General features: G+C 65.9%; 23 protein-coding genes. 8 read left to right on the top strand and 15 right to left on the bottom strand.

Features of this window, described 5'->3' with window-relative positions; translation table 11 throughout:
- Positions 1–33 precede the first annotated feature (33 nt).
- From hisD to BOO69_RS14895, 5 genes are all read left to right on the top strand, one after another.
- Positions 34–1,335: a histidinol dehydrogenase gene (gene hisD / locus BOO69_RS14915; RefSeq protein ID WP_071972893.1), complete on the top strand. Its 1,302-nt coding sequence runs from the start codon at positions 34–36 to the stop codon at positions 1,333–1,335.
- Between the two features lie 92 nt (positions 1,336–1,427).
- The gene (locus BOO69_RS14910) at positions 1,428–1,907 is read left to right on the top strand and encodes a UPF0262 family protein (protein WP_071972892.1); all 480 of its coding nucleotides are present in this window, start codon (positions 1,428–1,430) and stop codon (positions 1,905–1,907) included.
- Positions 1,908–1,910: 3 nt separating this feature from the next.
- Positions 1,911–2,372, top strand: coding sequence for an arsenate-mycothiol transferase ArsC (locus BOO69_RS14905; protein WP_071972891.1), 462 nt, complete (start codon positions 1,911–1,913; stop codon positions 2,370–2,372).
- Between the two features lie 9 nt (positions 2,373–2,381).
- Positions 2,382–2,774 (top strand): ketosteroid isomerase-related protein, encoded by a 393-nt coding sequence (locus BOO69_RS14900; RefSeq protein ID WP_071972890.1) that lies wholly within the window; start codon positions 2,382–2,384, stop codon positions 2,772–2,774.
- A 1-nt stretch (position 2,775) separates the two neighbouring features.
- Positions 2,776–3,363, top strand: coding sequence for a GNAT family N-acetyltransferase (locus BOO69_RS14895; protein WP_071972889.1), 588 nt, complete (start codon positions 2,776–2,778; stop codon positions 3,361–3,363).
- Between the two features lie 58 nt (positions 3,364–3,421).
- Here BOO69_RS14895 and BOO69_RS14890 read toward each other — a convergent pair whose 3' ends face one another.
- Together BOO69_RS14890 and BOO69_RS14885 are read right to left on the bottom strand one after the other, a co-directional pair.
- Positions 3,422–3,802, bottom strand: coding sequence for a hypothetical protein (locus BOO69_RS14890; RefSeq protein WP_071972888.1), 381 nt, complete (start codon positions 3,800–3,802; stop codon positions 3,422–3,424).
- A 130-nt stretch (positions 3,803–3,932) separates the two neighbouring features.
- Complete coding sequence (locus BOO69_RS14885) at positions 3,933–4,967, bottom strand: Hint domain-containing protein (protein WP_083545541.1); 1,035 nt, start codon at positions 4,965–4,967, stop codon at positions 3,933–3,935.
- 193 nt (positions 4,968–5,160) lie between these two features.
- Between BOO69_RS14885 and lepA the strand changes: the two genes are divergently transcribed.
- On the top strand, positions 5,161–6,963 hold the full coding sequence (gene lepA / locus BOO69_RS14880; RefSeq protein ID WP_071972887.1) for a translation elongation factor 4: 1,803 nt from the start codon (positions 5,161–5,163) through the stop codon (positions 6,961–6,963).
- Between the two features lie 130 nt (positions 6,964–7,093).
- Here the strand turns inward: lepA and BOO69_RS23100 are convergent, their stop codons facing one another.
- From BOO69_RS23100 to BOO69_RS14840, 9 genes are all read right to left on the bottom strand, one after another.
- Positions 7,094–8,137, bottom strand: a complete 1,044-nt coding sequence (locus tag BOO69_RS23100; RefSeq protein WP_156874943.1) for a hypothetical protein — start codon at positions 8,135–8,137, stop codon at positions 7,094–7,096.
- A 262-nt stretch (positions 8,138–8,399) separates the two neighbouring features.
- On the bottom strand, positions 8,400–8,594 hold the full coding sequence (locus tag BOO69_RS14875; protein ID WP_071972886.1) for a DUF3072 domain-containing protein: 195 nt from the start codon (positions 8,592–8,594) through the stop codon (positions 8,400–8,402).
- A gap of 49 nt (positions 8,595–8,643) precedes the next feature.
- On the bottom strand, positions 8,644–9,120 hold the full coding sequence (locus tag BOO69_RS14870) for a class I SAM-dependent methyltransferase (protein WP_071972885.1): 477 nt from the start codon (positions 9,118–9,120) through the stop codon (positions 8,644–8,646).
- On the bottom strand, positions 9,117–9,878 hold the full coding sequence (locus BOO69_RS14865; RefSeq protein WP_071972884.1) for a polysaccharide deacetylase family protein: 762 nt from the start codon (positions 9,876–9,878) through the stop codon (positions 9,117–9,119). Before BOO69_RS14865 ends, BOO69_RS14870 begins: the two co-directional genes overlap by 4 nt.
- Positions 9,875–11,008 carry a glycosyltransferase family protein gene (locus BOO69_RS14860; RefSeq protein WP_071972883.1) on the bottom strand — a complete coding sequence of 378 codons (1,134 nt, stop codon included), beginning with the start codon at positions 11,006–11,008 and terminating at the stop codon, positions 9,875–9,877. Before BOO69_RS14860 ends, BOO69_RS14865 begins: the two co-directional genes overlap by 4 nt.
- Positions 11,005–11,589, bottom strand: a complete 585-nt coding sequence (locus BOO69_RS14855; RefSeq protein ID WP_071972882.1) for a histidine phosphatase family protein — start codon at positions 11,587–11,589, stop codon at positions 11,005–11,007. Before BOO69_RS14855 ends, BOO69_RS14860 begins: the two co-directional genes overlap by 4 nt.
- Positions 11,586–12,656 carry a glycosyltransferase family 4 protein gene (locus tag BOO69_RS14850; protein ID WP_237267486.1) on the bottom strand — a complete coding sequence of 357 codons (1,071 nt, stop codon included), beginning with the start codon at positions 12,654–12,656 and terminating at the stop codon, positions 11,586–11,588. Before BOO69_RS14850 ends, BOO69_RS14855 begins: the two co-directional genes overlap by 4 nt.
- Positions 12,656–13,897 (bottom strand): glycosyltransferase family 4 protein, encoded by a 1,242-nt coding sequence (locus BOO69_RS14845; RefSeq protein WP_071972881.1) that lies wholly within the window; start codon positions 13,895–13,897, stop codon positions 12,656–12,658. Before BOO69_RS14845 ends, BOO69_RS14850 begins: the two co-directional genes overlap by 1 nt.
- Positions 13,894–15,099 (bottom strand): glycosyltransferase family protein, encoded by a 1,206-nt coding sequence (locus BOO69_RS14840; RefSeq protein ID WP_071973844.1) that lies wholly within the window; start codon positions 15,097–15,099, stop codon positions 13,894–13,896. The genes BOO69_RS14845 and BOO69_RS14840 overlap by 4 nt, the downstream gene beginning before the upstream one ends.
- A gap of 350 nt (positions 15,100–15,449) precedes the next feature.
- On the opposite strand from BOO69_RS14840, the gene BOO69_RS14835 reads away from it, so the two are divergent.
- Together BOO69_RS14835 and BOO69_RS14830 are read left to right on the top strand one after the other, a co-directional pair.
- Positions 15,450–17,888, top strand: a complete 2,439-nt coding sequence (locus BOO69_RS14835) for a mechanosensitive ion channel family protein (protein ID WP_083545540.1) — start codon at positions 15,450–15,452, stop codon at positions 17,886–17,888.
- An 89-nt stretch (positions 17,889–17,977) separates the two neighbouring features.
- The gene (locus BOO69_RS14830) at positions 17,978–18,751 is read left to right on the top strand and encodes an MBL fold metallo-hydrolase (protein ID WP_071972880.1); all 774 of its coding nucleotides are present in this window, start codon (positions 17,978–17,980) and stop codon (positions 18,749–18,751) included.
- A gap of 129 nt (positions 18,752–18,880) precedes the next feature.
- Here the strand turns inward: BOO69_RS14830 and BOO69_RS14825 are convergent, their stop codons facing one another.
- From BOO69_RS14825 to BOO69_RS14810, 4 genes are read right to left on the bottom strand one after another with little or no spacing between them, the layout of a single operon-like run.
- Positions 18,881–20,035, bottom strand: a complete 1,155-nt coding sequence (locus BOO69_RS14825) for an ABC transporter permease (protein ID WP_071972879.1) — start codon at positions 20,033–20,035, stop codon at positions 18,881–18,883.
- The gene (locus tag BOO69_RS14820; RefSeq protein ID WP_071972878.1) at positions 20,032–21,060 is read right to left on the bottom strand and encodes an ABC transporter permease; all 1,029 of its coding nucleotides are present in this window, start codon (positions 21,058–21,060) and stop codon (positions 20,032–20,034) included. Before BOO69_RS14820 ends, BOO69_RS14825 begins: the two co-directional genes overlap by 4 nt.
- The gene (locus tag BOO69_RS14815; protein WP_083545539.1) at positions 21,057–22,976 is read right to left on the bottom strand and encodes an ABC transporter substrate-binding protein; all 1,920 of its coding nucleotides are present in this window, start codon (positions 22,974–22,976) and stop codon (positions 21,057–21,059) included. The genes BOO69_RS14820 and BOO69_RS14815 overlap by 4 nt, the downstream gene beginning before the upstream one ends.
- Complete coding sequence (locus BOO69_RS14810) at positions 22,969–24,738, bottom strand: ABC transporter ATP-binding protein (RefSeq protein WP_071973841.1); 1,770 nt, start codon at positions 24,736–24,738, stop codon at positions 22,969–22,971. The genes BOO69_RS14815 and BOO69_RS14810 overlap by 8 nt, the downstream gene beginning before the upstream one ends.
- Positions 24,739–24,817 lie beyond the last annotated feature (79 nt).

The following is a 24,817-nucleotide window of genomic DNA, read 5'->3' as shown; positions in this document are numbered from 1 at the left end:
CGCCTCTGCCGCTGAATTCAACCGGAGCTTCCGATGCCCACCATTCTCGATTCCTCCGCCGCCGATTTCGAGGACGCCTTCACCGCGCTTCTGGGCGCCAAGCGCGAGGACAGTCCGGATGTCGACGCGGCCGTGGCCGATATCATCGCCCAGGTCCGTGCGCGCGGCGATGCTGCCATCGTCGAATTCACCCAACGGTTCGATCGGATCGGTCTGACCGCCGAAACGCTGGCCATCGGCGCAGAGGAAATCGACCGGGCCGTCGCGACAGTGCCCGAGGCGGAGCGTGCCGCTCTCGAGACCGCCGCGACCCGGATCCGGGCCTACCACGCCCGCCAGTTGCCCCGGGATGAAGAATGGACCGACGAGGCGGGGGCGACCCTCGGCTGGCGGTGGACACCGGTCTCTGCCGCGGGGCTCTATGTGCCCGGCGGGCTGGCAAGCTACCCGAGCTCGGTCCTGATGAACGCCATTCCCGCCGCCGTCGCCGGGGTCGGGCGGCTCGCCATGGTGGTGCCCACGCCGGACGGCGTGCTCAATCCGCTGGTGCTGCTGGCCGCGCGGCTATCGGGCGTGACCGAGATCTACCGCATCGGCGGGGCGCAGGCCGTGGCGGCACTGGCCTACGGCACCGAAACGATCGCGCCCGTGGACAAGATCACCGGCCCGGGGAATGCCTATGTCGCGGCGGCCAAGCGTCGGGTCTTCGGCAAGGTGGGCATCGACATGATCGCAGGCCCTTCCGAGATCCTCGTGATCGCGGACGCGGACAACGATCCCGATTTCATCGCGCTCGACATGCTCAGCCAGGCGGAACACGACGAAAGCGCGCAAAGCATCCTCATCACCACGGATGCCGCATTCGGGCAGGCTGTCGCGGCATCCATCGACACCTACCTCAAGACGCTGGAGCGTCGGGCCATCGCGGGGGCGTCCTGGCGCGACTACGGGGCGATCATCACCGTGCCGGACCTTGCCACCGCCGCGGCCCTGTCGGACCGGATCGCCCCCGAACACCTCGAGCTTTGCGTGGCGGACCCCGAGGCGCTGAGCGCGCGGATCACCCACGCGGGGGCGATCTTTCTGGGTCAGTGGACGCCCGAAGCGATCGGTGACTACGTCGGTGGCCCGAACCACGTGCTGCCCACCGCGCGCTCTGCCCGGTTCTCGTCGGGCCTGTCCGTTCTGGATTTCATGAAGCGGACGACGCTGGCCCGGATGACACCGGAGGCGCTCCGCGGCATCGGCCCGGCGGCCGAGACGCTTGCGGCCTCCGAAAGCCTTCAGGCGCACGGATTGAGCGTGACCGCCCGGCTGAACAAGCTCAACCGGTAGCCACCGGCCCGCGCCGCGGCGCGCTGTCCTTGCGATTGCCCCGGCAGACACGCTGCGCTATGGCTGGGACACTTTTCTGCCTGAGGTCCACCATGTCCCGCATCTCCCAGATCGTTCTCGACGATGCCAATCTGCCGCCCCCCACGCCCGAGATCGAGCAGGAACGAAAGGTCGCGATGTTCGATCTGCTGGAAGACAATACCTTTGTCATCCCCGCGCGCGAGGATCGCCCGGTGCCCGAAGGCCCCTATCACCTGGGCCTGTCGATCCGCGACAAGCGGCTGGTCTTCGACGTGGCGACCGAGAACGAGGAGAAGGCCGCGGAATTCCACCTGTCCCTCGGGCCGTTCCGGCAGGTCGTCAAGGATTACTTCCAGATCTGCGAAAGCTACTTCGAAGCGGTCAAGAAACTGCCGCCCAGCCAGATCGAGACGATCGACATGGCGCGCCGCGGAATCCACAACGAGGGGTCCCGCGTTCTGCAGGAGCGCCTGGAGGGCAAGGCCGAGATCGACATCGACACCGCCCGCCGCCTGTTCACCCTGATCTGCGTCCTGCATTTCGGCGGCTGAAGGATGGCGGACCTTCCCCAGTCCGTGCTGTTCTGCTGCGATCACAACGCGGTGCGCTCGCCCATGGCGGAAGGGATCATGAAGAAATTCTACGGCACCGACACCTACGTGCAGTCGGTGGGCGTCAAGAACGATCTGGAAATCGACGGCTTTTCCATCGCCGTCTGCGCCGAGATCGGGGTGGAACTGTCGCGTCACCGCTCCCGCAGCTTCGACGAGATGGAACAATGGGGCGACGACCTGTCATCCTTTGACCTCGTGATCGCCCTGTCCCCCGCCAGCCAGCGCCGCGCACTGGAATTAACCCGGTTCTTCCACCTCGACGTCGAATACTGGCCCATTCTCGACCCCACGGGACTGGGCGAGGGACGCGAGGCAAAGCTGGTCCAGTTCCGCGCGGCCCGCGACCAGATCAAGACCCGCCTGATCGACCGTTTCGGCGATCCGGTTTGCAACGAAAGCTAGGACCCCGACATGGCCGACATCATCAAGACCTATTTCGACGCCTTCAACGCGGGCGACACCGACGGGATGCTCGCCTGCCTCACCGACGACGTGGCGCACCACGTCAACGAGGGCAACGTGCGCGAAGGCACGGCAAAGTTCGCGGAGTTCTGCGCGCACATGAGCCGCTGCTACAAGGAGACCCTCACCGACATGGTGATCTTCTCCAACGCCGACAACACGCGCGCCGCAGCCGAATACACGGTCAACGGCACCTACCTGGAAACGGACGAGGGGCTGCCCGACGCGCGGGGCCAGACCTACCGTCTGCCGGCAGGGTCGTTCTTCGACCTGCGGGACGGCAGGATCAGCCGCATCACCACCTATTACAACCTCTCGGACTGGATCGCGCAGGTCAGCTGAAATGGCGCTGCGCATCGTCCCCCTGACCGGCACGGCGCTGGCCGATGCCTTGCCGCAGGTCGCGCGGCTCCGGATCGGCGTGTTTGCGGAATGGCCCTATCTCTACGACGGCGATCTGGCCTACGAGGAGCGCTACCTGCAAAGCTACCGCGACAGCGAAGGGGCGATCGTCGTGGGCGCCTTCGATGGGGAGACGCTGGTCGGCGCCAGCACGGGGACGCCGCTGGCCGATCACGCGGACGATTTCGCCGCCGCCTTCGCGCCGACCGGCATCGACCTCGGGCAGGTCTTCTATTGCGCGGAAAGCGTGTTGTTGCCGGCGTACCGGGGGCAGGGGGCCGGCCACCGGTTCTTCGATGCGCGCGAAGATCACGCCCGCGCGCTGGGCTTCGGGAAAAGCTGTTTCTGCGCGGTGATGCGGCCCGAGGATCACCCGGCCCGGCCCGCCGGCTACCGCCCGCTCGATGACTTCTGGCGGGCGCGGGGGTACAGGCCGCTCGACGGGGTGATCGCCCGGTTCCACTGGAAGGATCACGGCGAGACGGAAGCGACGGCGAAGCCCCTGCAATTCTGGATGCGCGACCTCTGAGGGCGCCGGAGTTTTTGGAAAACTCCGGCCAAATTTCCTCGAGGAAATTTGGCCCCGCTCAGGTCTGGGCGCAGACGGCCGCGGCGTTCTGGCCGAATTCCTTCCAGGCCTTCCAGAACCGTTCGTTGTTGGCATTGTCCGACTGGCGGATTTCCTGCAACTGGTGCGGATCGCGGAACATCTTGGCCCCCCGGCGCTGGTCCCGCGCCGACAGCGACTGATCCGCGACCGCCTGAACGCAGCCGCAGCGCGTGCGGGAGGCTTCCTTGCGGCCATCGGCCTCGCAGGCCTTCTGGATCGGCCCGCTTGCAAAGGGGACCACGGGCACGGCGGCGTATCCCCCGCCGTAGGCCGCTGCATTGCTGCTGGAATACCTGCTGCCACCGCCGCAGGCGGCCAGCCCCAAAACGGCGACAATCGCCACACCGATACGAATCATCTTTCCTGCCTTCTGCCCGGACCGTGGGGTTTGCCCCTTGGTGGTCCCAGTTTTGCTCTGCGCAGAATTATGCCTCAAACCGGGCCGTGGGGCAATTCACGTTTGGTTGCGGGCGTCCTTGCCCGGCCCTTCAGGCGCGGACCTGCGGATCCGGTCCCAGTATCCGGGCCTCGTGGCGTTTCAGCACCCGGTAGGATGTGGTGCGGTGGGCCGCTTCCGGCCCCGCAAGTTCGGGGAAAAGCGCCAGTATCTCGGCATGCGCGGCCGGCGGCAGGCTGGCCAGTGCCGTCGACCCGGTGAATAGGCTCTCGGTCCAGCACCCTTCGGTCTCGATCACTTCGTGCCTGTCGAAGAGAAGGTGCACATAGCACACCTCCCCGCCGGGCATCAGGCGGATCGATCCGTCGTTCACGAGGTGAACCGCCGCCACCAGCACCTCGGCCTCTCCAAAGAGCAGTTCCGCCTTCCAGCCTTCGACCAGAACGCGGTGCTGCTGCGATACCCAGAGGTCGCGGCGGTTGCCCAGCGTCCCGCGCCGGATGCGGACGGGCGCGAACGCGGCCAGCGCAGGGACCCGGCGTTGCCCCGCCCAGCGGACCGGTTGCAGTCCGTTGTCGCGGGTCAGGACGAGGTCGCCGGGGCCAAGCTGCTCGATCGGGCGCGGTCCCGTGGCCGTCGTCACGCGTGTTCCCGCGACAAGGCAGATCGGCGTGGCGTACTCCGTCGCGAGGTAGGCCGGGCCCTCGAACGTTCCGGTGACGGTCAGCGGCACCCCGACGGGAGGAAACCCGCCGCTGCCGCCGATGAAGGCCAATCCCTCGATGGTGCCGAAGGTGGGGTTGGAGTTGTTGACGTTGAAACCCACGAGCGTCCAGCTGCGGGTGCCGTCCGTCACGACCACGCCGTACTCCGCCTCGACGCGGGTGCCGCCGGCATAGGTGACGCCGTCGATCTGCTGCGCCCCGTCCAGCACCTGGTTGCCGTCGTTGTCATCGAAATTGGCGTCGTTGTCCGAAATGGCGATCGGCACCCAGCCGTTGCTGTTGAGGGTGATCGTGCGCCCCGAGAGGTGCGAGCCGTCGCCCTGCGTGACACCGTCAAGCTGGCCGCCACCCGAAATGGTGATGGCGCTCTCGCCCAGAACGTAGATGTCGTAGTTGGCCACGGGCCTCTCCGAAAGCCCGACGCGGGCGCACGACCCTCATGTGACTGAAGAATTCGATGCAAATACGGGCTAAATGGGGTCAATTGGGTCGGAAATGAGGCGTTGCCGGGCGTGATCCGCGCGGCGCGGCAAAGCGCTGCGGCCCTATTTTGCCCGATTGACGGTTGCCCCGCGCTGCGCCATATCCCCTTGCATGACACCGCTTTCACACATCCGCAATTTCTCCATCGTGGCGCATATCGACCACGGGAAATCCACCCTTGCCGACCGGCTGATCCAGCTGACCGGAACAGTGGCCGAACGCGACATGAAGGAGCAGCTGCTCGATGCGATGGACATCGAGCGGGAGCGGGGGATCACCATCAAGGCGAACACCGTCCGGATCGACTATCCCGCGCAGGACGGCGAGACCTACGTGCTCAACCTGATCGACACGCCCGGCCACGTCGATTTCGGCTACGAGGTCAGCCGGTCGATGCAGGCGGTCGAGGGATCGCTGCTTGTGGTCGACGCCTCACAGGGGGTCGAGGCGCAGACACTCGCCAATGTCTACCAGGCCATCGACGCCGACCACGAGATCGTGCCGGTGCTGAACAAGGTGGACCTGCCCGCCGCCGACTGCGCCCGCGTCCGCGAGCAGATCGAGGACGTGATCGGGATCGAGGCGCACGACGCGGTGGAGATCAGCGCCAAGACCGGCATCGGCATTCCCGACGTGCTGGAAGCCATCGTCAAACGCCTGCCGCCCCCCACGGGCGGCGATCCCGACGCCCCGCTCAAGGCGATGCTGGTGGACAGCAAGTACGACCAGTACCTCGGCGTGATCGTGATCGTGCGTGTCATCGACGGCACCCTGAAAAAGGGGGACCGCATCCGCATGATCAAGACCGGCGGCACCTATGACGTGGACGACGTCGGCGTCTACCGCCCCGCGATGACCTCGGTAAAGAGCCTCGGCCCCGGCGAGATCGGCTATCTCAATGCCTCGATCAAGCAGGTCCGCGACACCCGGGTGGGCGACACCATCACCCACGAAAAGCGCCCCTGCGAAAAACCCCTGCCGGGCTTCAAACCTTCGCAGCCGGTCGTGTTCTGCGGGCTGTTCCCGGTGGACAGCTCCGAATTCGAAGACCTGCGCGACGCGATCGAGAAACTGGCGCTCAACGACGCGTCCTTCTCCTTCGAGATGGAAACCTCCGCCGCGCTCGGCTTCGGCTTCCGCTGCGGCTTCCTCGGTCTGCTGCACCTAGAGGTGATACGCGACCGGATCGAGCGGGAGTACGACATCGAACTGATCACCACCGCCCCGTCGGTGATCTACCACGTCCACATGAAGGACGGCGAGATGCGGGAACTGCATAACCCCGCCGACATGCCGGACCTCACGCACGTGGACCACATGGAGGAGCCGCGCATCAAGGCGACGATCCTCGTGCCCGACGAATACCTCGGCGACGTGCTCAAGCTCTGCCAGGACCGGCGGGGCATCCAGCAGGATCTGACCTATGCGGGCAGCCGCGCGATGGTGGTCTACGACCTGCCGCTGAACGAGGTGGTCTTCGACTTCTACGACCGGCTGAAATCGGTGACCAAGGGCTATGCCTCCTTCGACTACCAGATGATCGGCTACCGCCAGGACAACCTGGTCAAGATGCAGATCCTCGTGAACGACGAACCCGTGGACGCGCTGTCCACGATGGTCCACCGCGACCGGGCCGAGATGCGCGGCCGCGCGATGGTCGAAAAGCTGAAAGACCTGATCCCGCGCCACATGTTCAAGATCCCGATCCAGGCGGCGATCGGCGGCAAGGTCATCGCCCGCGAAACCCTGTCCGCCATGCGCAAGGACGTGACCGCCAAGTGCTATGGCGGCGACGCCACCCGCAAGAAGAAGCTGCTGGAGAAGCAGAAGGCGGGCAAGAAGAAGATGCGCCAGTTCGGCAAGGTGGATATCCCGCAGGAAGCTTTCATCAGCGCACTGAAAATGGACAGCTAAAGCTGGCCGGTCTTAGTGCGCGCAAAGGCAGCACATTGCGAAGCTATGCTTGTTGCCGCTGGGTGTTGCTAAAGTTGGGATGGGATAGACAAGTTGTGTATCTGAATCACGGAGTCAACTAATAATTCAATTAGTTCGTTGCCAGTAATGTGCCCCACTTCCAAATACCAGTTGCTGCTAAACTACACCCAATTTGAACCAAGACGGCTACAAAGTAGCTAAATGCCTTAAGCGCTGTTTTTCGATTTTTCCCCGACCGTTTCTCCTCAAGGCGTTTATCACCTTCAGTCAAGGTGATGTTATTATATGGAAGTTGGCGGTCAACCTCACGCTCCACACGACTCGCAAAGAAACTTCCAGCTGTGTAGAACGAGTAGATTACTGCCGCGCTCCAAAGAAGAAATATGCCAAGACCCTTTGGCTGGTTTAGGTCCACGGTTTCGAGCGGCAATCTGCATGCATAAACGCCTGCAATAGTCGCCATGAAGACGAGTGCGGCATTGATACTAGAGGACCACTTTTGAAACTTCTTCCGAACTGGGCTTTCTCTTTTCTTAAGAGATTTCTCCCAATCCTCTACGGTTGCTATGAGGTTCTTGCCTATGATATAGTTGTTAAAAGTAATTGCTGCCACAAGCGGCGCGGGAGGAATTTCAAAACTATCTACAGGACGGATGCCAAAAGGTCCAATTTGTATTCCGAACTGCGCCGGGTTGTTTTGTACTGAAATCTGAACGGTGTAACGTTCAGGCGTTTCAATTTCTCCACGAATTACGTCTAGTGTGATTTGGAATGTTAGGGATTTGGTTGTTTGGGATTGGCTTTTATCAAACTCTTCGAATTCACTCCAACTGGAAAAGTCGAAGCGCTGGTTCTTTGATAGTACAACAGTCGCCGCAGCGGCATTGGAAATTATGCTGCAGGCATGAAATTCGTCTAATATCTTCGTCATCAATTGCTTAAGCTCGTTGACGCTTAAGTCGTAGTCACTCTTGAAGACCCGCGTTACACGCTGGCTCCTTTGGTTTAGCTTTTCTATCAAGGCTTTGATAGCGTCCCTTGGCAAACTACCCAAATCCAATGAATGCGAACTTTCGTTGGGATTGAAGACTTGACCGGACTTAGACTCGCTCACAGGCTTACCTCCAAATTTGGCGACGCGATACTCGATCATTAGATGACATTAGCAGTTGGAATCTACTAACTTCGTTGAATTTTTAAAATAACTTTCGCTGGCGTGGCTCTAATTGCCAAACCCCGGGCGGGCTTGGCCTCACCCACGCCCACGGGGCGGGCGCTTCGCTCTTCCGGGCTCCGCCCGCTCCGGCCTGAAACTGTCCACTGGACAGTTTCCAAGTCGGCCTCCGCCCCTCGGTTCGGACGCGGTCTACGATTTGCAAGGTAATGCGTAGCAGCAGACCCTTTAGCCGCCTATCTCACCCCTTCAGCGCCTCGATCCGTTCCGACGCCTCCGCCTTCGTCAGACCGTCCTGAAACTCTTCGCCGTGCTGCTCGCACAGCGTCTTGAGATAGCTCGCCTGCGCGCCGGTCATCGGCTCGTCGCCGGTGACCCAGTCCTCGGGGTCCTTTTCCGCGTTGCCGGTCGGGTTGCTCTTGGGGTTGTCGGTCATTGATGTTCTCCTTTTGTCTCTCAATGCCCGGCGTCGCCTTCCGGTTCCCTCAGCGGCGATAAAACAGGTACCGATCCGCTTCCACCGTCTCCGGCCCCGCGATCCGCTCGAACCCCTCCAGCGGATCCTGCGAGATCACCAGCCCGCCGGGCACCAGCAGCGGGGCGATCAGGGGGCTGAGGCTGCGGCTCTTTACCGCGTCGGCTTCCGCCACGCCGATGCCCAGTTCGTAGTGCACGAGGGCAAGCCGGGTTCCCGCCTGTGCCATCCGGTCCAGCATCCGGTCCGCGTCGCCCTGCAGAAAGTCCGCCTCGGGCGGGACGCAGGAGGGATGCGCGTTCATCTCGCGGTCGATGACCCAGATGCGCCGGCCGGGCAGCACCTCGCGCAGGTGATCGTAGGTGCGCCCGTTCCCCAGCCCCAGTTCCAGAACGTCGCCCTTCAGGGCGCCAACCTCCTTTGCCGCCCAGTTCAGCCCCTCGATCTGGGCAGTCAGGCGGCGGCGCATGGATTCAAGACGGCTCATGGCAGGGGTCCTTTCAGGTGCAGCAGGTTGATCGGCCGCGCGCCGCCCATCAGCAGGGTGGACAGGCAGGCATGCGTGAACTCCCAGATCGCGCTGTCATGCACAAGGTGGTGCGTCAGCAGGCCCAGCGGTTCCGCCGCGTCGGCGCGGCCCGCGCGGCGGTCCTCGAGATGCGCGACCAGCGCGGCGATCAGGATGTCGGCATCGACAAGCCCGCCGCCGCCGCGCCAGTGGATGGGATCGACATGGGTGTTGATCTGCACCAGTCCCGGCGCGGCCTCGCGCGCGGGGCGGGGCGTGTACGTCGACAGGCCGCGAAAGCCGATCCCGGGCAGCGCCTCGACGACCGACGAGTCGATCCGGTTCCAGGGCGGCACGAACAGGTCGAGCAGCCCGTCCCCGAACAGGTGTCGCAACCGGGTCAGCCCCGCCTCGGCGTCGGCGACGGCATCGGGGCGCGGCTGTCCGAACTCCGCCTTCTTACGGCCCGGCGGCGCGTGGTTCTCGTGCGCCCAGCCATGCACGACCGTGGTGGCATGGCCCACGCCGCGCAGACGGTCGGCGAGCCCGTCGGTGGCGGCCCGGGGGATCACGGCCAGATGGACCGGCATGTCCAGTGCCGCCGACAGCGTCAGCAGTCTGTCCAGCGCGGCGGTCGGCTCCGTTGCATCGTCGTCGCGCCACCACAGGGGCAGGTCGCGCGCCTCGGCCCGCCAGCGGGCAAGCTCGGCGGTCAGCGGCGACCAATCGATGCTCATGGCCTGTCCTCCAGCATCGATGTCACGATCTCGACCGTCCGGGTCGCCCCGTCCAGCCCGTCGCGCAGGGGGGCGGGGCGGGGGCCGCGCGTCACCTCGTCCAGCGCTTGCAACATCGCGGCGGCGGTCAGGTCCGCACTGCGCAGGACGGCAAAGCCCGGCCTTTCCGCCAGCGCGTTTGCCCGCAGCCCCTGTTCCACCTCGCTGCCCGCATCGAAGGGGATCAGCACCGCCGGGCAACCTGTCTGCAGCAGGTCCAGCGCGGTGTTGTAGCCGCACATGGAAATGGAGGCCGCCGCATGGTGCAGCATCTGCCGGAAGTCGGGGCGCGCCGGTTCGACGGTCGCGTTGGCGGGCGGAGACATCGCCGCCGCGCGGCTGGCGGCATCGGCCCCGCCCAGCAGCAGCCGCCATTTGCGGCCCTTGTCCCGCGCCGCCGACGCGAGGGCGGTGGCAAAGATCTCGGCCCCGACGTCGCCGCCGCCCGCGCTGACGATCACCTCTCGCAGCCCGTCCCTGCGCGGATGCGCGTCCGCAGGCGCTGGCGCGACGAACCCGGTATACCGCAGCCGCGCCTTCAGCGCATCGGACACCGGCCAGCTCAGGTCCAGAGGCGTGATCCCGGGGTCCGCGTGGACCAGCACCGCGTCGTAGAACGCCTCGATCGTCTCTTCCGCGAATTCCGCCTTTTTCGGCTTGCTCGGCGGCGCAAGGATGTCGCGGATCGACGCGCAGACCAGCGGCGGGTGCGGCACCGCCCGCGCGGTTTCCAGCAGGGCGCGGAATTCCTGCCTGAGGATGCGCCGGCCGAACGGAAAGAGTTCGGTGATCAGGACATCGGGCTGCATGTCGCGAAAGGCCGAAAGAAGTGCGTCCTGACGGGCGGACAGAAAGGTGTCGGACACCGCCGTGCCGGTCTCGTCGAGCAGCCGCGCGAAATCCACGCCGTCCGACCGCACGGGGGGCAGCTGCGTCAGCGGCAGATCGGGGTCGTCGAGATGCGCCACCGGCATCCCGCCGGACACGACCCGCACCGCATGCCCGCCCTCGCGGAACGCGCGCGCCAGCGTCAGGGCACGCGACAGGTGCCCCGTTCCAAGCAGATGGGTCACCACGATCATCACCTTCATGACGTGCCTCCGATCAGCCTGACCGGTTCCACGGCGGGCCGCCAGCCACTGGCCGTGATGTCGATCACGTAGAGCCTGTTGCGCTTGACGGCAAAGGGGGCAGGCCCGTCGAAGTCCCAGCCGTGCGCACGGGCGAGCAGCACGCGCATCACGCCGATATGACACACCGCGACGGCGTCCTGCGTCATCGCCTGCGCCCAGGGCAGCAGGCGATCCCGAACCCGGGCCGGGCTTTCGCCGCCGGGGGGCGCGTGGTCCCAGCCCCAGGCCTCGATGGGGCGGTAATCGCAGGCGGGATCGGCGTGAAGCTCGGGGCGCGTCCGGCCTTCCCAGTCGCCCCAGTGCATCTCGGTCAGCGCCGGGTCCGTTCGCGGATCTCTCCCGCTGACCAGCCGCGCCGTCTCGACCGCGCGCTGCAGCGGGCTGGACCAGATCGCGGCACGGTCCCACGGGGCGGGCAGCGACAGGTCGGCAAGCTGCGCACGGGCGGCGTCGTCCAGCGGCACATCGGTGCGCCCCTGGATGCGACCGGCGCGGTTCCACGCGGTATGGCCGTGGCGCAGCAGGGCGAGGCGGGTCATGTCACCCCCGCGGCGGCGAGGCCCGCGCGCAGGCTGTCGATCGCGGCGGGCCTCAGGTGATGCTGTTTCACATGGGCGCGTGCAGCATCGCCCCGTCGCGCCCCGAGGTCAGGGTCTGCCAGCAGCGTCGCCAGCATGTCGGCGAGCGGGGCGGCACCCGCTTCCGGCGGGGGATAGGTGCCGGGCGCAAGGACATCGCGCACGCCGGGCCGGTCCTGTGCCACCACCGGTACGCCGGCCGCCTGCGCCTCGATGTAGCTCAGCCCGAAGGCCTCGTTCACGCCGGGCCAGAACATCAGCGAGGCCGTACCGTAGGCCTCCGCGAGTTCGGTTTCGGACAAGGCGCCCAGCAGGCGCACCCGGCCCCCGAAAGGCGCCATGAGCTGCGCCACCCGCTCCCGCGCGGGGCCATCCCCCGCGATCTCGAGCCGCCAGTCGCCGGGCAGCAGCGCGAGGGTTTCCGCGATGATGCGGTAGGAGGAGAGCTTGTCGCCCGCGCGCATCATGCCGACACTTAGCATGGGCCCGGTTCGGGTTGAGGGCGCCGGCAGGCTGCTGCGGTCGAGAAACGGGCGCAGCGGAATCAGGCGCTGTCCCGCCGGCGCGTGCCGGCGCAGGGTCTCCGCATCGCGTTCGGTGACGTGGAAGATGACCGAAGCGGCGTCCGCCGCCGACTCGGCCGCGGTGGCATAGGCGGCCCAGGGGCCCACGAGCCGTTTGCGGGCGCGGGTCGATTCCACCTGTAGGTAGGGGATGCCAAGCGTCCGGGCCACGGCGGGGCCGATCAGGTCCGGCGCCTTGTAGTAGTTGTGATAGCTGATCCACGCTTGCCACCGGGCCGCGCGGCCCTGCCGGACCAGCTGGGCGATCTCGGTCTCTGCCAAAGCCATCGTCCGGGACTGGAACGCGGGGTTCCCCGCACCGTCCCGGCTGCGCAGGGTGCTGGCCAGCGTGACCTCGGCGGGCATCCCCTGCAGCGCGGCCATCAGGCCACGCGCCATTGCCCGGTCCCCAGATGGCACGGGGTGGTCGGGCGGTTTGAGGGGCGCATAGAAGGCGAGGCGCATCAGGCGCCCCGTGCGAGCATCGCGCCCAGCCGTTGCCGCAGGTGCGCGATCCCCGGCTGCATCACGAAGTCCGACGTCAGTCGCCGATAGGCCGCCTCGGCCAGCCGTCCGGCGCGGGCGGGATCGGCGGCGAGCCCTGCCATCGCGGCGGCCAGCTTGTCCGGCGCATCGTCGCTCAGGAAACCGTGGGTGCCATCCTCGATGAACTCGGGAATGGCGGAAACCGGCGTGCTCAGGATCGGCAGCTTCTGGCTCGCCGCCTCCATCAGCACGTTGGGCAAGCCGTCGCGGTCCCCGTCCGCGGCGATCCGCGAGGGCAGCACGAACAGGTCGGCGGCGCGCATCGCCGCGATCACTTCCGGCTGGTCGCAGGCGCCGCGCCACGTGATCCGATCCGCGATGCCATGCGCCTCGGCCCGTGCGCGCATCTGCCCATCCAGTGCCCCGCCACCGATATGGGTCCAGTGCCAGTCGAGGCTGGCGGGCAGCAGCGCCAGCGCGTCGATCAGGTTGTCGAAGCCCTTTTTCTCGACCAGCCGTCCGACGGAGATCATGTGGAACCGCTCGTCCGGCGCGCGCGGCGTCCGGTCGGGCGGGGCCGGAAAACGGTCGAGATCCAGACCGTGATAGACAAGGTCGACCCGGGGCGGCGTATCGGCCAGCCCCTGAAGATGCGCCGCGCCGAAGGCTGTGCAGGTCGCGCCGAAGGCCGCGCCGTGGTGCCGGGCCGACAGCTTTTCGCGCAGCTCCCATTCGGGCGAGGTCCAGATGTCCTTGGCGTGGGCGGAAAACGACCACGGCACCCCCCGCAGGATCGCGGCATACCGCGCGACCGAGGACGGCGTGTGCAGGAAATGGGCGTAAAGCCCCGCCACGTCCTGCGGCATCTCGTGGGCCATGACGCAGGCCTGCCCCCAGCGGCGGCGGCGGTTCGGCGTATCGTCGCGCTCCAGATCGGCGGCATAGGCAGCGGCAGCGGCGTCGAAGCCGGGCAGGTCAGCAGCTGCGCCGACCGCGCGTGCGACGCGCCTCGGTTCATCGCGCAGGTATTCCGGCAGGTACCGCACCTGCGCCTGCAGCCGGTCGTGCAGCGGATGCGTCTTGCGGTCGGTCGGGTGCCGCAGCGACCAGATGTCGAAATCCAGCCCGGCTTCCTCCAGCGCGACAAGCTCCTGGGCGATGAAGGTCTCCGACAGGCGGGGCCAGCCCTTGACCACCACGGCCAGCCTTTGCGCAGTCACCCGCGCGGCTCCCCGGCCATCAGGGCCCGCGCCCGTGCCACGACCACGTCCAGCCCGTCCAGAAGACCGTCCGCGCCGGCCTGCGACGGCCTTGCCTGTCGGGGCAGCGCGCGGATCGCGTCGATCATCGCCTCGGCGGTCATGCCGTCGCGGGTTTCGTCCAGCATCCGAACCAGCCCGCGCTGTTCGGCCCGGCTGGCCCTGATCCACTGTTCGAGCCGCGGCTTGGTGCGCGGCACGATGATCGCCGGCTTGTCAAAGGAGAGCACCTCGCAGAACGTGTTGTAGCCCCCCATGCAGATCACGCCTTCGGCCCGGGCGAAAAGGGCTTCGATCCGGCTGTCGAAACCGGTCGCGATGACCCGCCCGCCCAGCCTGGCCACCCGCGCGTCAAAGGCCGCGCGGACCTCGCCCGACAGGAAGGGGCCGTAGACCAGCACCGCGTCCGGTCCCAGCGAGGGATCGTTCTCGTAGGCTTCCAGCACCAGCGACACCATGGCGGCGCCATCCCCGCCGCCGCCCGGCGTAATCAGGATGTAGGGGCGGTCGGGCACCTCGGACGCATCGGTGACGGTGCGGCGCAGGTAGCCCGTCCAGTGCATCCGGGCGCGGGTGGCTTCGGAAAGCGCCAGCCCCTCGGTCGGATCATAGACATCGCGGGCACCATAGACCCAGATCTCGTCATAGAAGCGTTCCGTCGCCTCGATGGCGCCCTTGCGCGCCCACTCGGCCGCGATCACCCCGGGTTCGTCCAGCACGTCCCGCAGGCCCAGCACGCAGGGAACCTTGCCCTTGCGCTCGAGCCATTCCAGCGTCGGCAGCAGCTCTCCGCGAAAGCCGGTCGGTTCCTTGTCCACGATCAGCAGGTCGGGCTGGTATTGCTCCACCGAGGTCTGGATCAGCCCGGCGCGCAGCGATGTCGTCTGGTCGATGTCCATGCCCAGCGTCTGGCTGATGTAGGACCCGTCGGGCAGCTTGGTCACGCCGGGCAGGCGGATGTGATCGACCCTTTCGGGAAAGGTGAAGCGCCCCGCGACCGGAGAGCCCGTCAGGATGATCGCCGACGATTTGTCGTCGCCCTTGGTCAGCGCCGTCGCCAGCGCACGCGACCGCCGCAGGTGGCCCAGCCCGAAGGTGTCGTGACTGTAGAACATGATGCGTCGCGACGTGGCGCGGCGGGCCATGCTGACGGTCTCGGACATCTGCTCCATCTGGCCCCGCTTCGGTTCGGAATTCATCAGGCGGCGACCCGGGGGCCAGATCGACTGATGCGCCTGTCGCCGCGGCGGCCTGCGCGTGTCCGGGGAAAGATGGCGGGAAGACCCTGCACGGAAAACGGCAGGTGAAGGCGGGCAGGATGCGTCATGGGCAATCTTTCCGGTTTCAGTATGGCAGCCCGTGGCGCCTGCAACCCGCTATGGCACAGATTGCAGTGTCTTGCAAAACCTCAGCCGCAAAAATTCGGCCTGCACGCCGCGCCGGGCGGCGTTGCCGCGATTGCAATAAAGTGTCCCGTGACATAGCGTGTTCCGGTCGGTCGGCGGGGGACGCTATGCACTACCTGATGTTGCTTTTCATGACGCTGGCGATGTTCTTCCTCACGCCGCAGGACGGGGTGGCGCAGGTGGCCGGCCCGCTTCTGGCGACCGACGGATCCGACCCTGCGCCGGAGAACGGCGGCGAGATCGGGCGCATCATACGTCAGGCGAGCGAAAGCGGTGTCGGCGTGATCGTCATCGACACCGATGGCAATATCCTGAACCGGCCGGCGGAAGTGCCCGCCGAGACACCCGCGGCCACGGAGCAGGACACCAAGTCGCCGCTGATGGCGGCGCAGGACAGGGTCGTGCGCTTCCGGGCCGCACTGGTCGAACGGCTTTTGCTGTTGCCGAACGCGGTGAACGAGGTGCTCTACATCCTGCGCGCGGCCAGCCCGGACGGCACGCTCTGGGCGTTCGGCAAGGCGCTGCTGATCAGCCTCGGGCTCTTCGGGGTCGGGGCCCTGTTCGAACGGTACGTGTTCGGCAGGCGCATCGCGCGCGGTTTCGTCACCTCTCGGGTCATGGAGAACCCGCGTGGCTATGTCGAGAAGATGCCCTTTCTCGTCATGCGCTTCGGGGTGGGCGTGCTCGGCATCCTCGTGTCGATGCTGGTCGCATACATTCTGGGGTTCCTGATCTTCGGCACCCTCGAAGACACGGCGATGCAATTCACCGTCAGTCTCATCAACATCGGCTACTTCGCCTGCCGGGTCGTCGCCGGGCTGTGGCGCATGATCCTCTCGCCGTTCCTCAGCCAATACCGGATCCCCCATTTCAGCGATCGCGACGCCCGGAAACTGCATCGCTGGCTCTGGTCGCTGGCGGTTCTGGACATCTGTGCGATCCTCTTCGGGATCTGGATCGCGGAACTGGGGCTGAACTACGACGTCTACGCGTTTCTGTCGGCAGGCATGTCAGCCGTGATCGTGCTGATCAACGTGCTGATGGTGCTGGTCAACCGTCGCGCGATCAGTCTGGCCCTGCGCAACGGCAAACCGATCGCCGAGTGCAGCCTGGTGGTGCGTTTCCTGTCGCGGGCCTGGGCCCCGGCGATGATCGTCTACGTCTTCTTCGCGTGGTTTGAACTGACCTATGATCTGGTGCTGGCCAATCCGTCCTCCATCCCCCTGATCGCCGGTGCATACGGCATCCTGTTGTCGATCATCGTCGTCTACGGCGTCATCAACTACGTGATCGAACGCACCTTCGCGCGGGCGCGTGCGATCCGCAGGATGAACGAGAAACTGGCCGAGGAAGAAACCCAGGAGGCGGAACTGGCTTCCGCGGCCAAAGGAGAGGGCAACGGCGCCGAGGAGGAACGGCTGGAAGGCGAGTTGGCCCGGACCCGTGCGGCGGTCGCCGAGGAAGAGGCCCGACTGGGCACCATGCACCAGCAGCACCTGAACACCTTCGAGGCACTGGCCGGCCGGGTGGCAGGTATCCTCGCCTTCGTCGCGGGCATCTATGCCTTTTTCTACATCTGGGACAACGAGGGCGCCCAGATGGTCGAAAGCTACGCCGACCGCTTTCTCGACGTGCTGGTCATCCTGCTGATCGGCTACGTGATCTACCACGCGTTCCGCATCTGGATCGACAACAAGATCGCGGAGGAGGCCGGAGAGGAAACCGAGGTCGAACTGGGCGACGAGGGCGGCGGATCCTCCGCCAGCCGACTGGCCACCCTTCTTCCCCTGTTTCGCAACTTCGTCCTGATCCTCGTGGTGGTGACGCTGGTGCTGATCGTGCTGATGGAACTCGGCATCAATGTCGGGCCCCTGTTCGCGGGCGCGGGGATCGTCGGCGTGGCCATCGGCTTCGGCAGCCAGGCGCTGGTGCGCGACATCTTTGCGGGGGCGTTCTTTCTCTTCGACGACGCCTTCCGCAAGGGGGAATACCTCGACGTGGGCGACGTGAAGGGCACGGTGGAAAAGATTTCCGTCCGGTCGTTCCAGCTGCGCCATCATCTGGGCGCGCTGCACACCATCGCCTTCGGCGAATTGCAGGTCATCACCAATTACAGCCGCGACTGGGTCATGATGAAACTGCCGCTGCGCGTCACCTACGACACGGACGTCGAGAAGGTGCGCAAGCTGATCAAGAAGCTGGGACAGGAATTGCTGGAAGACCCGGTGATCGGCGACAATTTCATCCAGCCGCTGAAATCGCAGGGCGTGATCGAAATGCAGGACAGCGCCATGATCATCCGGGTCAAGTTCATGACAAAGCCCGGAGACCAGTGGCTGGTCCGCAAGCGCGTCTACGAGGACATCCGGGCCCTGTTCGAGCGCGAAGGGATCAAGTTCGCGCACCGGGAAGTCACGGTGCGGCTGGCGGACGGCAAGGTCGCGGACCTGAGCGAGGAGGATCGCCGCGCGATCACGGCAGCCGCTCAGGCTCATATCGACGAGGAGGACATGGAGGGCATGTCCGGTTCCGGGGACGACCGCTGATCCGCCGAGGCGGCGGGCAATGGCGCGATGCGCTTTGACCTATCCGGTTCCGACCCTATCTGGTTGCCGGAACGCACAGGAGGACCAGCATGTCACAGACCCGTCGCCATTTCCTTGTCACCTCTGCCGCCGCAGCGGGTGCCGTCACGCTCTTGCCCTACGCTGCCCGCGCCGCAGCGCATGCGGGCGACACCTTCGAGACCGGGGCGGGTCCGATCACCGTGCATCCGGTGTCGCACGCGTCTTTCGTCATGGAGACACCCAAGGGCACGATCTACGTGGATCCGGTCGGCGAGCCCGCCCAGTACGCGGATTTCCCGGCGGCCGATCTCATCCTGATCACCCACGAGCATGGCGACCATTACAATGCCGACACCCTTGCGGAACTCGTGGTTGAAAACACCCGCATGATCACCAACCCGGCGGTGTTCGACATGCTGCCCGAAGAGATGAAAGCGAGGGCGGACGCCGTGGCGAATGGCGAAATGACCCAGTTCGCCGACATGAACATCGAGGCGATCCCCGCCTACAACATCACCGAGGAGCGCAAGAACTTTCATCCGCAGGGGCGCGACAACGGCTACGTGCTGAACTTCGACGGCTTCAGGGTCTACATCTCGGGCGACACCGAAGACATCCCCGAAATGCGGGAGCTGTCGGACATCGACCTGGCCTTCGTCTGCATGAACCTGCCCTTCACCATGGACGTGAACGCCGCCGCCTCGGCAGTCTCCGACTTCGCGCCCACCTATGTCTATCCCTATCACTACCGGGGCCGGGACGGTGGCACGCAGGACCCCGAGGATTTCGCCAAGCGTCTGGGCACCGGCATCGAGGTCAGGATGGGCGACTGGTACGCCTGATCCGGTTTCGAACGGGCGTGCGCCCGTCCGACCGGGGCGAGGGGCGCTGCCCCTCGCGCTCCCCGGAGGTATTTTCGGCATAAAGAAGGGCAGGGCCTGTAGATTGGTCCCCCCGTACCGGAAGGCGCCTCAGCCCTTGTAGGGGTCGAGCGAGGCGCGAAGCCCGTCCCCGAGGAAGTTGAACGCAAGCACCACGATGATGATCGGCAGCATCGGGATCGCCGTCCACCAGTAGATCTCGATGCTGGCCAGGTTCTGCGCGTCGTTCAGCATGACACCCCAGCTGACGGCGGGCGCGCGGAGCCCCAGGCCGAGGAAACTGAGCGCGGTTTCACCCAGGATCATGGCCGGGATCGACAGGGTCGCGCTGGCGATCAGGTGGGACATGAAATTGGGCAGCAGGTGGCGGCTGATCACCCGCGCGGGTTTGGCGCCCATCATCTCGGCTGCCTTGACGAATTCCTCTTCGCGCAGGGACAGGAACTTGGACCGTACCGCGCGGGCCAGTCCGGGCCAGTCGAGGATGCCGAGGATGATCGAGATGATGAAGAACACGGCCACCGGGCTCCAGTTGGAGGGGACCGCGGCGGACAGCGCGAGCCAGAGCGGCAGTTCGGGCAGGGAGCGCAGGATCTCGATCACGCGGTTGACGATCCAGTCGGTCCGGCCGCCGAAATATCCCGCCAGTGCGCCGAAGGTGATGCCCAGAAGGAAGGACACGGTGATGCCGATCAGACCCACCGTCAGCGAAAGCTGCGCGCCGTAGAGAATCCGGCTGAACACGTCACGGCCCAGCCTGTCGGACCCCCACAGAAAGATCGTCGCCCCTTCTGGCGCGCAGAACAGGTGGGTGTCCGAGGGGATCAGGCCAAAGAGGTTGTACGTGCTGCCCTCGCAAAGGAAATCGAGCGGCATCGGCGTCGTCGTGTCCGTGGTATAGGTCCAGCGGAAGTTTTCCAGATCCGCCTCGGCGGTGATCGGATAGACGAAAGGACCGACGAACTGCCCCTCGTGCCAGAGGTTCACGCTTTGCGGCGGGGCATAGAGGTAATCCGCGCTGCGCTCGTTCGGCGTGTAGGGCGCGATGAACCCGGCGATGGGAAGCATCAGGTAGCACAGCAGGAGGAACACGCCCGAGATCAGCCCGATTTTATGCCGCTTGAACTTGCGCCATGTCAGGCGCGCGGCGGAGGCATCCATGTCGGCGCGTTCCGGGGCGCTGATGTCGGTGTCGTCCGACCAGGGTTCCTGGTCGACGTAGCGGTTGTCGGGCTGGATGCTCATGCGTCACGCGCCCCGTAGCGGATGCGCGGGTCGAGCAGCACCAGCAGCATGTCCGAGATCATCGTGCCCACGAGCGTCAGAAGCGCCACGAACATCAGGACGAAGGCGGCCAGGAACTGATCCTGGCTTTTCAGCGCAGCCAGAAGCGCGGGCCCGATGGTGGGCAGGGCCAGCACGACCGACACCAGCACCGATCCCGACACCATGGCGGGCAGCAGGTTGCCGATATCGGCCACGAAGGGGTTGAAGGCCATGCGCAGCGGATACTTCGCCAGCAGCCGTGCCGGGGCCAGCCCCTTTGCCCGCGCCGTTTCGACGTAGGGCTTGCTCAACTCGTCCAGCATGTTGGCGCGCAGCCGCTGCATCATCGCCGCCGCCCCGGAGGTGCCGATGACGAAGGTGGGCACGATCAGGTGGATGGCGATGGACTTGATCTTGGCCCAGCTCAGCGGCTCGCCCTCGAAGGTCGGGTCCATCAGGCCGCCGATGGGAATGTCGAAATACTTGTGCCCGTAATAGAACAGGATCAGCGCCAGCAGGAAGTTCGGCGTGGCAAGGCCGAGGTAACCGGCGAACCCGGCGGTGTAATCGGCCCATGTCTCCGCCTTGGCCGCCGCCAGAACGCCCAGCGGCAGGGCCACCACGTAGACGAACAGCACCGCGGCGAGGTTCACCAGCACCGTCAGCCACAGCGCGTCGCCCACGATCTCGGCGACCGGCTGGTCGAATTCGAAGGACCAGCCGAAATTGCCCTGGATCAGGCCGGAGAACCCGTTCGGGCCGGGGGCGAAGCCGACCCAGATCAGGTATTGCTCCCACAAAGGCCGGTCGAGCGCGTATTCCGTCCGCAGGAACTCGGCCTTGGCCACGCCTTCGGCCTGCCCCGTCGCGCGAAGCTCGGCAATCTGGTTCGACAGGTAGTCGCCGGGCGGCAGGTTGATGATGATGAAGACCAGTATCGACACCACCCAGAGCGTGAGCAGCATGGTGAGGAACCGGTAGACCGCGTAGCGCAGAAAGGTCATTGCGTCACCTGCTGCGGCGCGTCTTCGAAGTAGAATTCATCGATCCGGTGCACACCGAAATGCGCCCCCGGCTCGAACGCCCAGATGCCGGTCTCGGGAACGTTGCGCAGGTTCTTGTTCACCACCACGGGCTGGGGCGCCTCCGACAGGATGCCGATGCCGAATTGCTGGTCGGCGTGGATATCCAGCATCTCGGCCCAGATGGCGCGGCGTTCCTCCCGGTCGAACGTATGGTTCCATTGATCCGAAAGCGCCATCAGACGCTGCGCCGCAGGTATGTCGGGTGGCTCGCCCACTTCGCCGCCCGACTGATAGTACTGCCCCCATTTCGGCCAGGCAAAGAAGACCTGGTCGGTGGGGGCGAGATACATGGGCGACGTGGAGGCGGAGGGCAGGCCGTTGTCCCAGCCATACCACACCGCGGACATGGTGACGCCCGCGAACACGCGGTTGCGCAGGATGTCCCGGTCGAGAGGGCGCATCACCAGCTTGATGCCGAGGTCGCGCCATGTGTCGGTGACGATGGCCAGCGCGTTCTCCACTTCCTGCCGCTCGCCGGCCGTCTCGACGATGAACTCCATCGGTCGGCCGTCGGGCAACTTGCGCAGCCCGTCCGAGGTGCGTTCGGTCAGGCCCATCTGGTCCAGCAGGGCATTGGCCGCAGACAGGTCCATGTCGGACCATTTCCTCAGATCCTCGGGGTCGAACAGCGGGCTGGAGGACAACGCGGTCATGCCGCCCTCTGCGGCAAGGCCGAAGTAGAGTGCGCGGTTGATCATGTGCCGGTCGATCCCGAGGCTCAGGGCGCGGCGGAACCGGACATCGCGCATCACCTCGCGCCAGACCGGGTCGTTGAAGTTGAGATTGGGATAGATCGCGATCTGGCTCGCCGCCCCGTTGCCCCACAGCAGGGTGCGGTAATTGCCGCCGTCGGCTTCGCCCTTCTTGAGGATCGAGATGTCGGGAAAGTCGAGCCCGCGGGCCTGCAGATCGGCCTCTCCCGCGTTGGCCTTGGCCGCGACCAGCCCGCCGCCGACGATGCTCATCTCCACCACGTCGATATAGGGCAGCTGCACGCCCCGGGCGTCGATCCGGTGGTAATAGGGGTTGCGCACGAACACCTGCCGCGAGGTCGTGCCGCTGGCGTTGATCCAGGGCTGAAGCGTCGGCTGCTGGGGATTGTCGAACTTGTACATCGCATCGACCCGGTTATGCAGCGCCGCCCAGCTCTTGACGCGGGCCTTGCGGGTCTCGAGCTTGAGCGCGTCGGGGTCCGCGAAATCACCGTGGAACTGCTTGAGGTAATGCGCGGGCCGGTAGATGAACGGCGGCGCCGCCTGCGCCAGGAGGGGCAGGAAATTGGCATTGGGGGTCGGCCATTCGAAAACGACGGTGTATCGGTCGGGGAAGGTCACGCTGCCCAGCACGCCGTCGACGTACATGAACTCGGGCGGGCCGGTCGGCGTGATCCGTTCGTCGTTGGCCACGTTTTCCCACCAGTACCGGAAATCCTCCGAGGTGAAGGGCACCCCGTCGGACCAGCGGTGGCCGGGCCGCAGGTGCAAGGTGTACTTGCGGTCGTCCACCACCTCCACGTCCCGCAGGATGTCGGGATAAAGCTCGTAGCTTGTATCGTAACCCACCAGACGGGCGTAGCCGTAGATCACCATCTGCCGCACGTCCTTGGCACGCGATACCATCGTCCTCAGCGTGCCGCCCTGGTGCCCGAAGCTGCGCCCCTTGGCGGGCAGGTCCACGACAAGCGGTGTCTCGGGGATCCGCTCCGCCACCGGGGGCAGATCGCCGCGGTCGATCTCCATCTGCCAGAAGGAGCTTTCCTGCAATGCCGGCAGGGGCTGGGCGAGGGCCGTCTGCGCCATCACGAAGAGTATCAAGCAGGCAATCAGGCTACGCATGGCACCTCACCATATGTCCGGGATCGAGCTCGCGCAGCATCGGGGCGTCGGTGCCGTCGAAGCGGAATTGCTCGGGCCAGCTCGCCGGCGATCCCGCTCCCTTGGCGACGAGGCCGAGGTCGATGGGCCGCGACAGGTCCGGCTCCGGCTGCGCGGCGATCAGCGCCTGCGTGTAGGGGTGGCGCGGGTTGTAGAACAGGGTCTTGGGCGGTGCCTGCTCCACGATCACGCCCGCCCGCATCACCGCGACCTCGTCCGCGATGCGCGCGACGACGGCCAGATCGTGACTGATGAAAAGATAGCTCAGGGCGGCGCGGTCGCGAATGTCTTCGAGCAGTGTCAGGATCTGGTCCTGCACCGACACGTCGAGCGCCGAGGTCGGCTCGTCGCAGATCAGCAGCTTGGGATCGAGCGTCAGCGCACGCGCGATGGAAAGCCGCTGCCGCTGCCCGCCGGAAAAGGCATGCGGGTATCGGCGCAGCATGTCGGGATTCAACCCCACCCAGCGCAGCATCTCCGCCGCCTTTTCGCGCTGTTCCGCAGCGGTGCCGATTCCGTGGATCTGCATCGGCTCCACCATGGCGCTCTGTACCCGCATCCGGGGCGAGAGCGATGAATAGGGGTCCTGAAACACCATCTGCGCCTGACGCTGGAACGCGGTTCGCTGGCCGGGGGTCATGTCGTGCACAGGCAGGGGCGTGTCGCCCCGGTCGGGGGTGAACAGCACCTCGCCACCGGGGTCGGGGCGCTCCGCCCCCAGCGCGATGCGCGCGCAGGTCGTCTTGCCCGAGCCGCTTTCGCCGACGACCGCCAGCGTCTTGCCCCGGATCACCTGCAGGTTGACGTCCCGGCAGGCGGCGACGGTGACCGGTTTGCGCCAGCCCCCCGCGCGCATCGTATAGGTCTTGGACACCTGCCGCAGATCGAGGATCACGTCCCGGTGATCGAGCGCGCGGGCCGGCTGGGCCACGTCGGGTATGCGCGGCGCCGCGGCAAAGAGCTTGCGGGTATAGCCGTGGGACGGTGCGCCGAGCACCTCTTCGGCGCGGCCCCTTTCCATCACGCGGCCCCTGTTCATCACCACCACCTGCTGCGCCATGTTGGCGACCACCCCCAGATCATGGGTCACGAGGATCACCGCCATGCCGGTTTCCTGCTGGAGATTGCGGATCAGGCCCAGCACCTGCGCCTGCGTGGTCACGTCCAGCGCCGTGGTGGGTTCGTCGGCGATCAGCAACTCCGGCTCTGCCACCATCGCCATGGCGATCATCGCGCGCTGCCGCATCCCGCCCGACATCTCGAAAGGGTAGCTGCGCCACGCGCGTTCCGGATCGGCAAAGCCGACCTTCTCGAATTGCTCCAGCACCCTGCGCTTCGTTTCGGCGCGGCCAAGGCTGCGGTGGATGCGCAACACCTCGCCCACCTGGTTGCCCAGCCTGTGAAGCGGGGACAGCGACCGCATCGGTTCCTGGAAAATCATGGCGATCCGGTTGCCCCTGATCCGCCGCATCTGACGGCTGGAACAGGTCAGCAGGTTCATGTCGCCGCTCGGTTGCCGGAAATCTATGCGACCGCCCCGCAGTTGGGCCGTCTCGGGGAGGATCCGCAGCACCGCCCGGCAGGTCAGCGTCTTGCCGGACCCGCTTTCGCCGACCAGCGCCAGCGTTTCGCCGGCGTGGACGGAAAAGCTCACACCGTCGACAACCGGGGGAGCGGTGCCGAAGCCGATTGTAAGGGCGTCCACGTCGAGCAATGAAGGCATCAGCATCCCGTCAGGACCAATGGTCAACCTGACGGAGTGAAACCTATTCCGCGCCGCAGGTCCAGAGCCGCGGGCGGCC

It is taken from the genome of Sulfitobacter alexandrii, from assembly GCF_001886735.1.
Taxonomy (GTDB): Bacteria; Pseudomonadota; Alphaproteobacteria; order Rhodobacterales; family Rhodobacteraceae; genus Sulfitobacter; species Sulfitobacter alexandrii.
Note: the sequence above shows the minus strand (reverse complement) of the source record. Positions and strands in the feature narration are given on the sequence as shown.

What these genes read in the sequence shown, in the direction of transcription:
- hisD (WP_071972893.1), top strand. Translation starts at nt 34, where the DNA reads ATGCCCACCATTCTCGATTCCTCCGCCGCCGATTTCGAGGACGCCTTC.
- BOO69_RS14910 (WP_071972892.1), top strand. Translation starts at nt 1,428, where the DNA reads ATGTCCCGCATCTCCCAGATCGTTCTCGACGATGCCAATCTGCCGCCC.
- BOO69_RS14905 (WP_071972891.1), top strand. Translation starts at nt 1,911, where the DNA reads ATGGCGGACCTTCCCCAGTCCGTGCTGTTCTGCTGCGATCACAACGCG.
- BOO69_RS14900 (WP_071972890.1), top strand. Translation starts at nt 2,382, where the DNA reads ATGGCCGACATCATCAAGACCTATTTCGACGCCTTCAACGCGGGCGAC.
- BOO69_RS14895 (WP_071972889.1), top strand. Translation starts at nt 2,776, where the DNA reads ATGGCGCTGCGCATCGTCCCCCTGACCGGCACGGCGCTGGCCGATGCC.
- BOO69_RS14890 (WP_071972888.1), bottom strand. Translation starts at nt 3,802, where the DNA reads ATGATTCGTATCGGTGTGGCGATTGTCGCCGTTTTGGGGCTGGCCGCC.
- lepA (WP_071972887.1), top strand. Translation starts at nt 5,161, where the DNA reads ATGACACCGCTTTCACACATCCGCAATTTCTCCATCGTGGCGCATATC.
- BOO69_RS23100 (WP_156874943.1), bottom strand. Translation starts at nt 8,137, where the DNA reads ATGATCGAGTATCGCGTCGCCAAATTTGGAGGTAAGCCTGTGAGCGAG.
- BOO69_RS14875 (WP_071972886.1), bottom strand. Translation starts at nt 8,594, where the DNA reads ATGACCGACAACCCCAAGAGCAACCCGACCGGCAACGCGGAAAAGGAC.
- BOO69_RS14870 (WP_071972885.1), bottom strand. Translation starts at nt 9,120, where the DNA reads ATGAGCCGTCTTGAATCCATGCGCCGCCGCCTGACTGCCCAGATCGAG.
- BOO69_RS14865 (WP_071972884.1), bottom strand. Translation starts at nt 9,878, where the DNA reads ATGAGCATCGATTGGTCGCCGCTGACCGCCGAGCTTGCCCGCTGGCGG.
- BOO69_RS14860 (WP_071972883.1), bottom strand. Translation starts at nt 11,008, where the DNA reads ATGAAGGTGATGATCGTGGTGACCCATCTGCTTGGAACGGGGCACCTG.
- BOO69_RS14855 (WP_071972882.1), bottom strand. Translation starts at nt 11,589, where the DNA reads ATGACCCGCCTCGCCCTGCTGCGCCACGGCCATACCGCGTGGAACCGC.
- BOO69_RS14850 (WP_237267486.1), bottom strand. Translation starts at nt 12,656, where the DNA reads ATGCGCCTCGCCTTCTATGCGCCCCTCAAACCGCCCGACCACCCCGTG.
- BOO69_RS14840 (WP_071973844.1), bottom strand. Translation starts at nt 15,099, where the DNA reads ATGTCCGAGACCGTCAGCATGGCCCGCCGCGCCACGTCGCGACGCATC.
- BOO69_RS14835 (WP_083545540.1), top strand. Translation starts at nt 15,450, where the DNA reads ATGCACTACCTGATGTTGCTTTTCATGACGCTGGCGATGTTCTTCCTC.
- BOO69_RS14830 (WP_071972880.1), top strand. Translation starts at nt 17,978, where the DNA reads ATGTCACAGACCCGTCGCCATTTCCTTGTCACCTCTGCCGCCGCAGCG.
- BOO69_RS14825 (WP_071972879.1), bottom strand. Translation starts at nt 20,035, where the DNA reads ATGAGCATCCAGCCCGACAACCGCTACGTCGACCAGGAACCCTGGTCG.
- BOO69_RS14820 (WP_071972878.1), bottom strand. Translation starts at nt 21,060, where the DNA reads ATGACCTTTCTGCGCTACGCGGTCTACCGGTTCCTCACCATGCTGCTC.
- BOO69_RS14815 (WP_083545539.1), bottom strand. Translation starts at nt 22,976, where the DNA reads ATGCGTAGCCTGATTGCCTGCTTGATACTCTTCGTGATGGCGCAGACG.
- BOO69_RS14810 (WP_071973841.1), bottom strand. Translation starts at nt 24,738, where the DNA reads ATGCCTTCATTGCTCGACGTGGACGCCCTTACAATCGGCTTCGGCACC.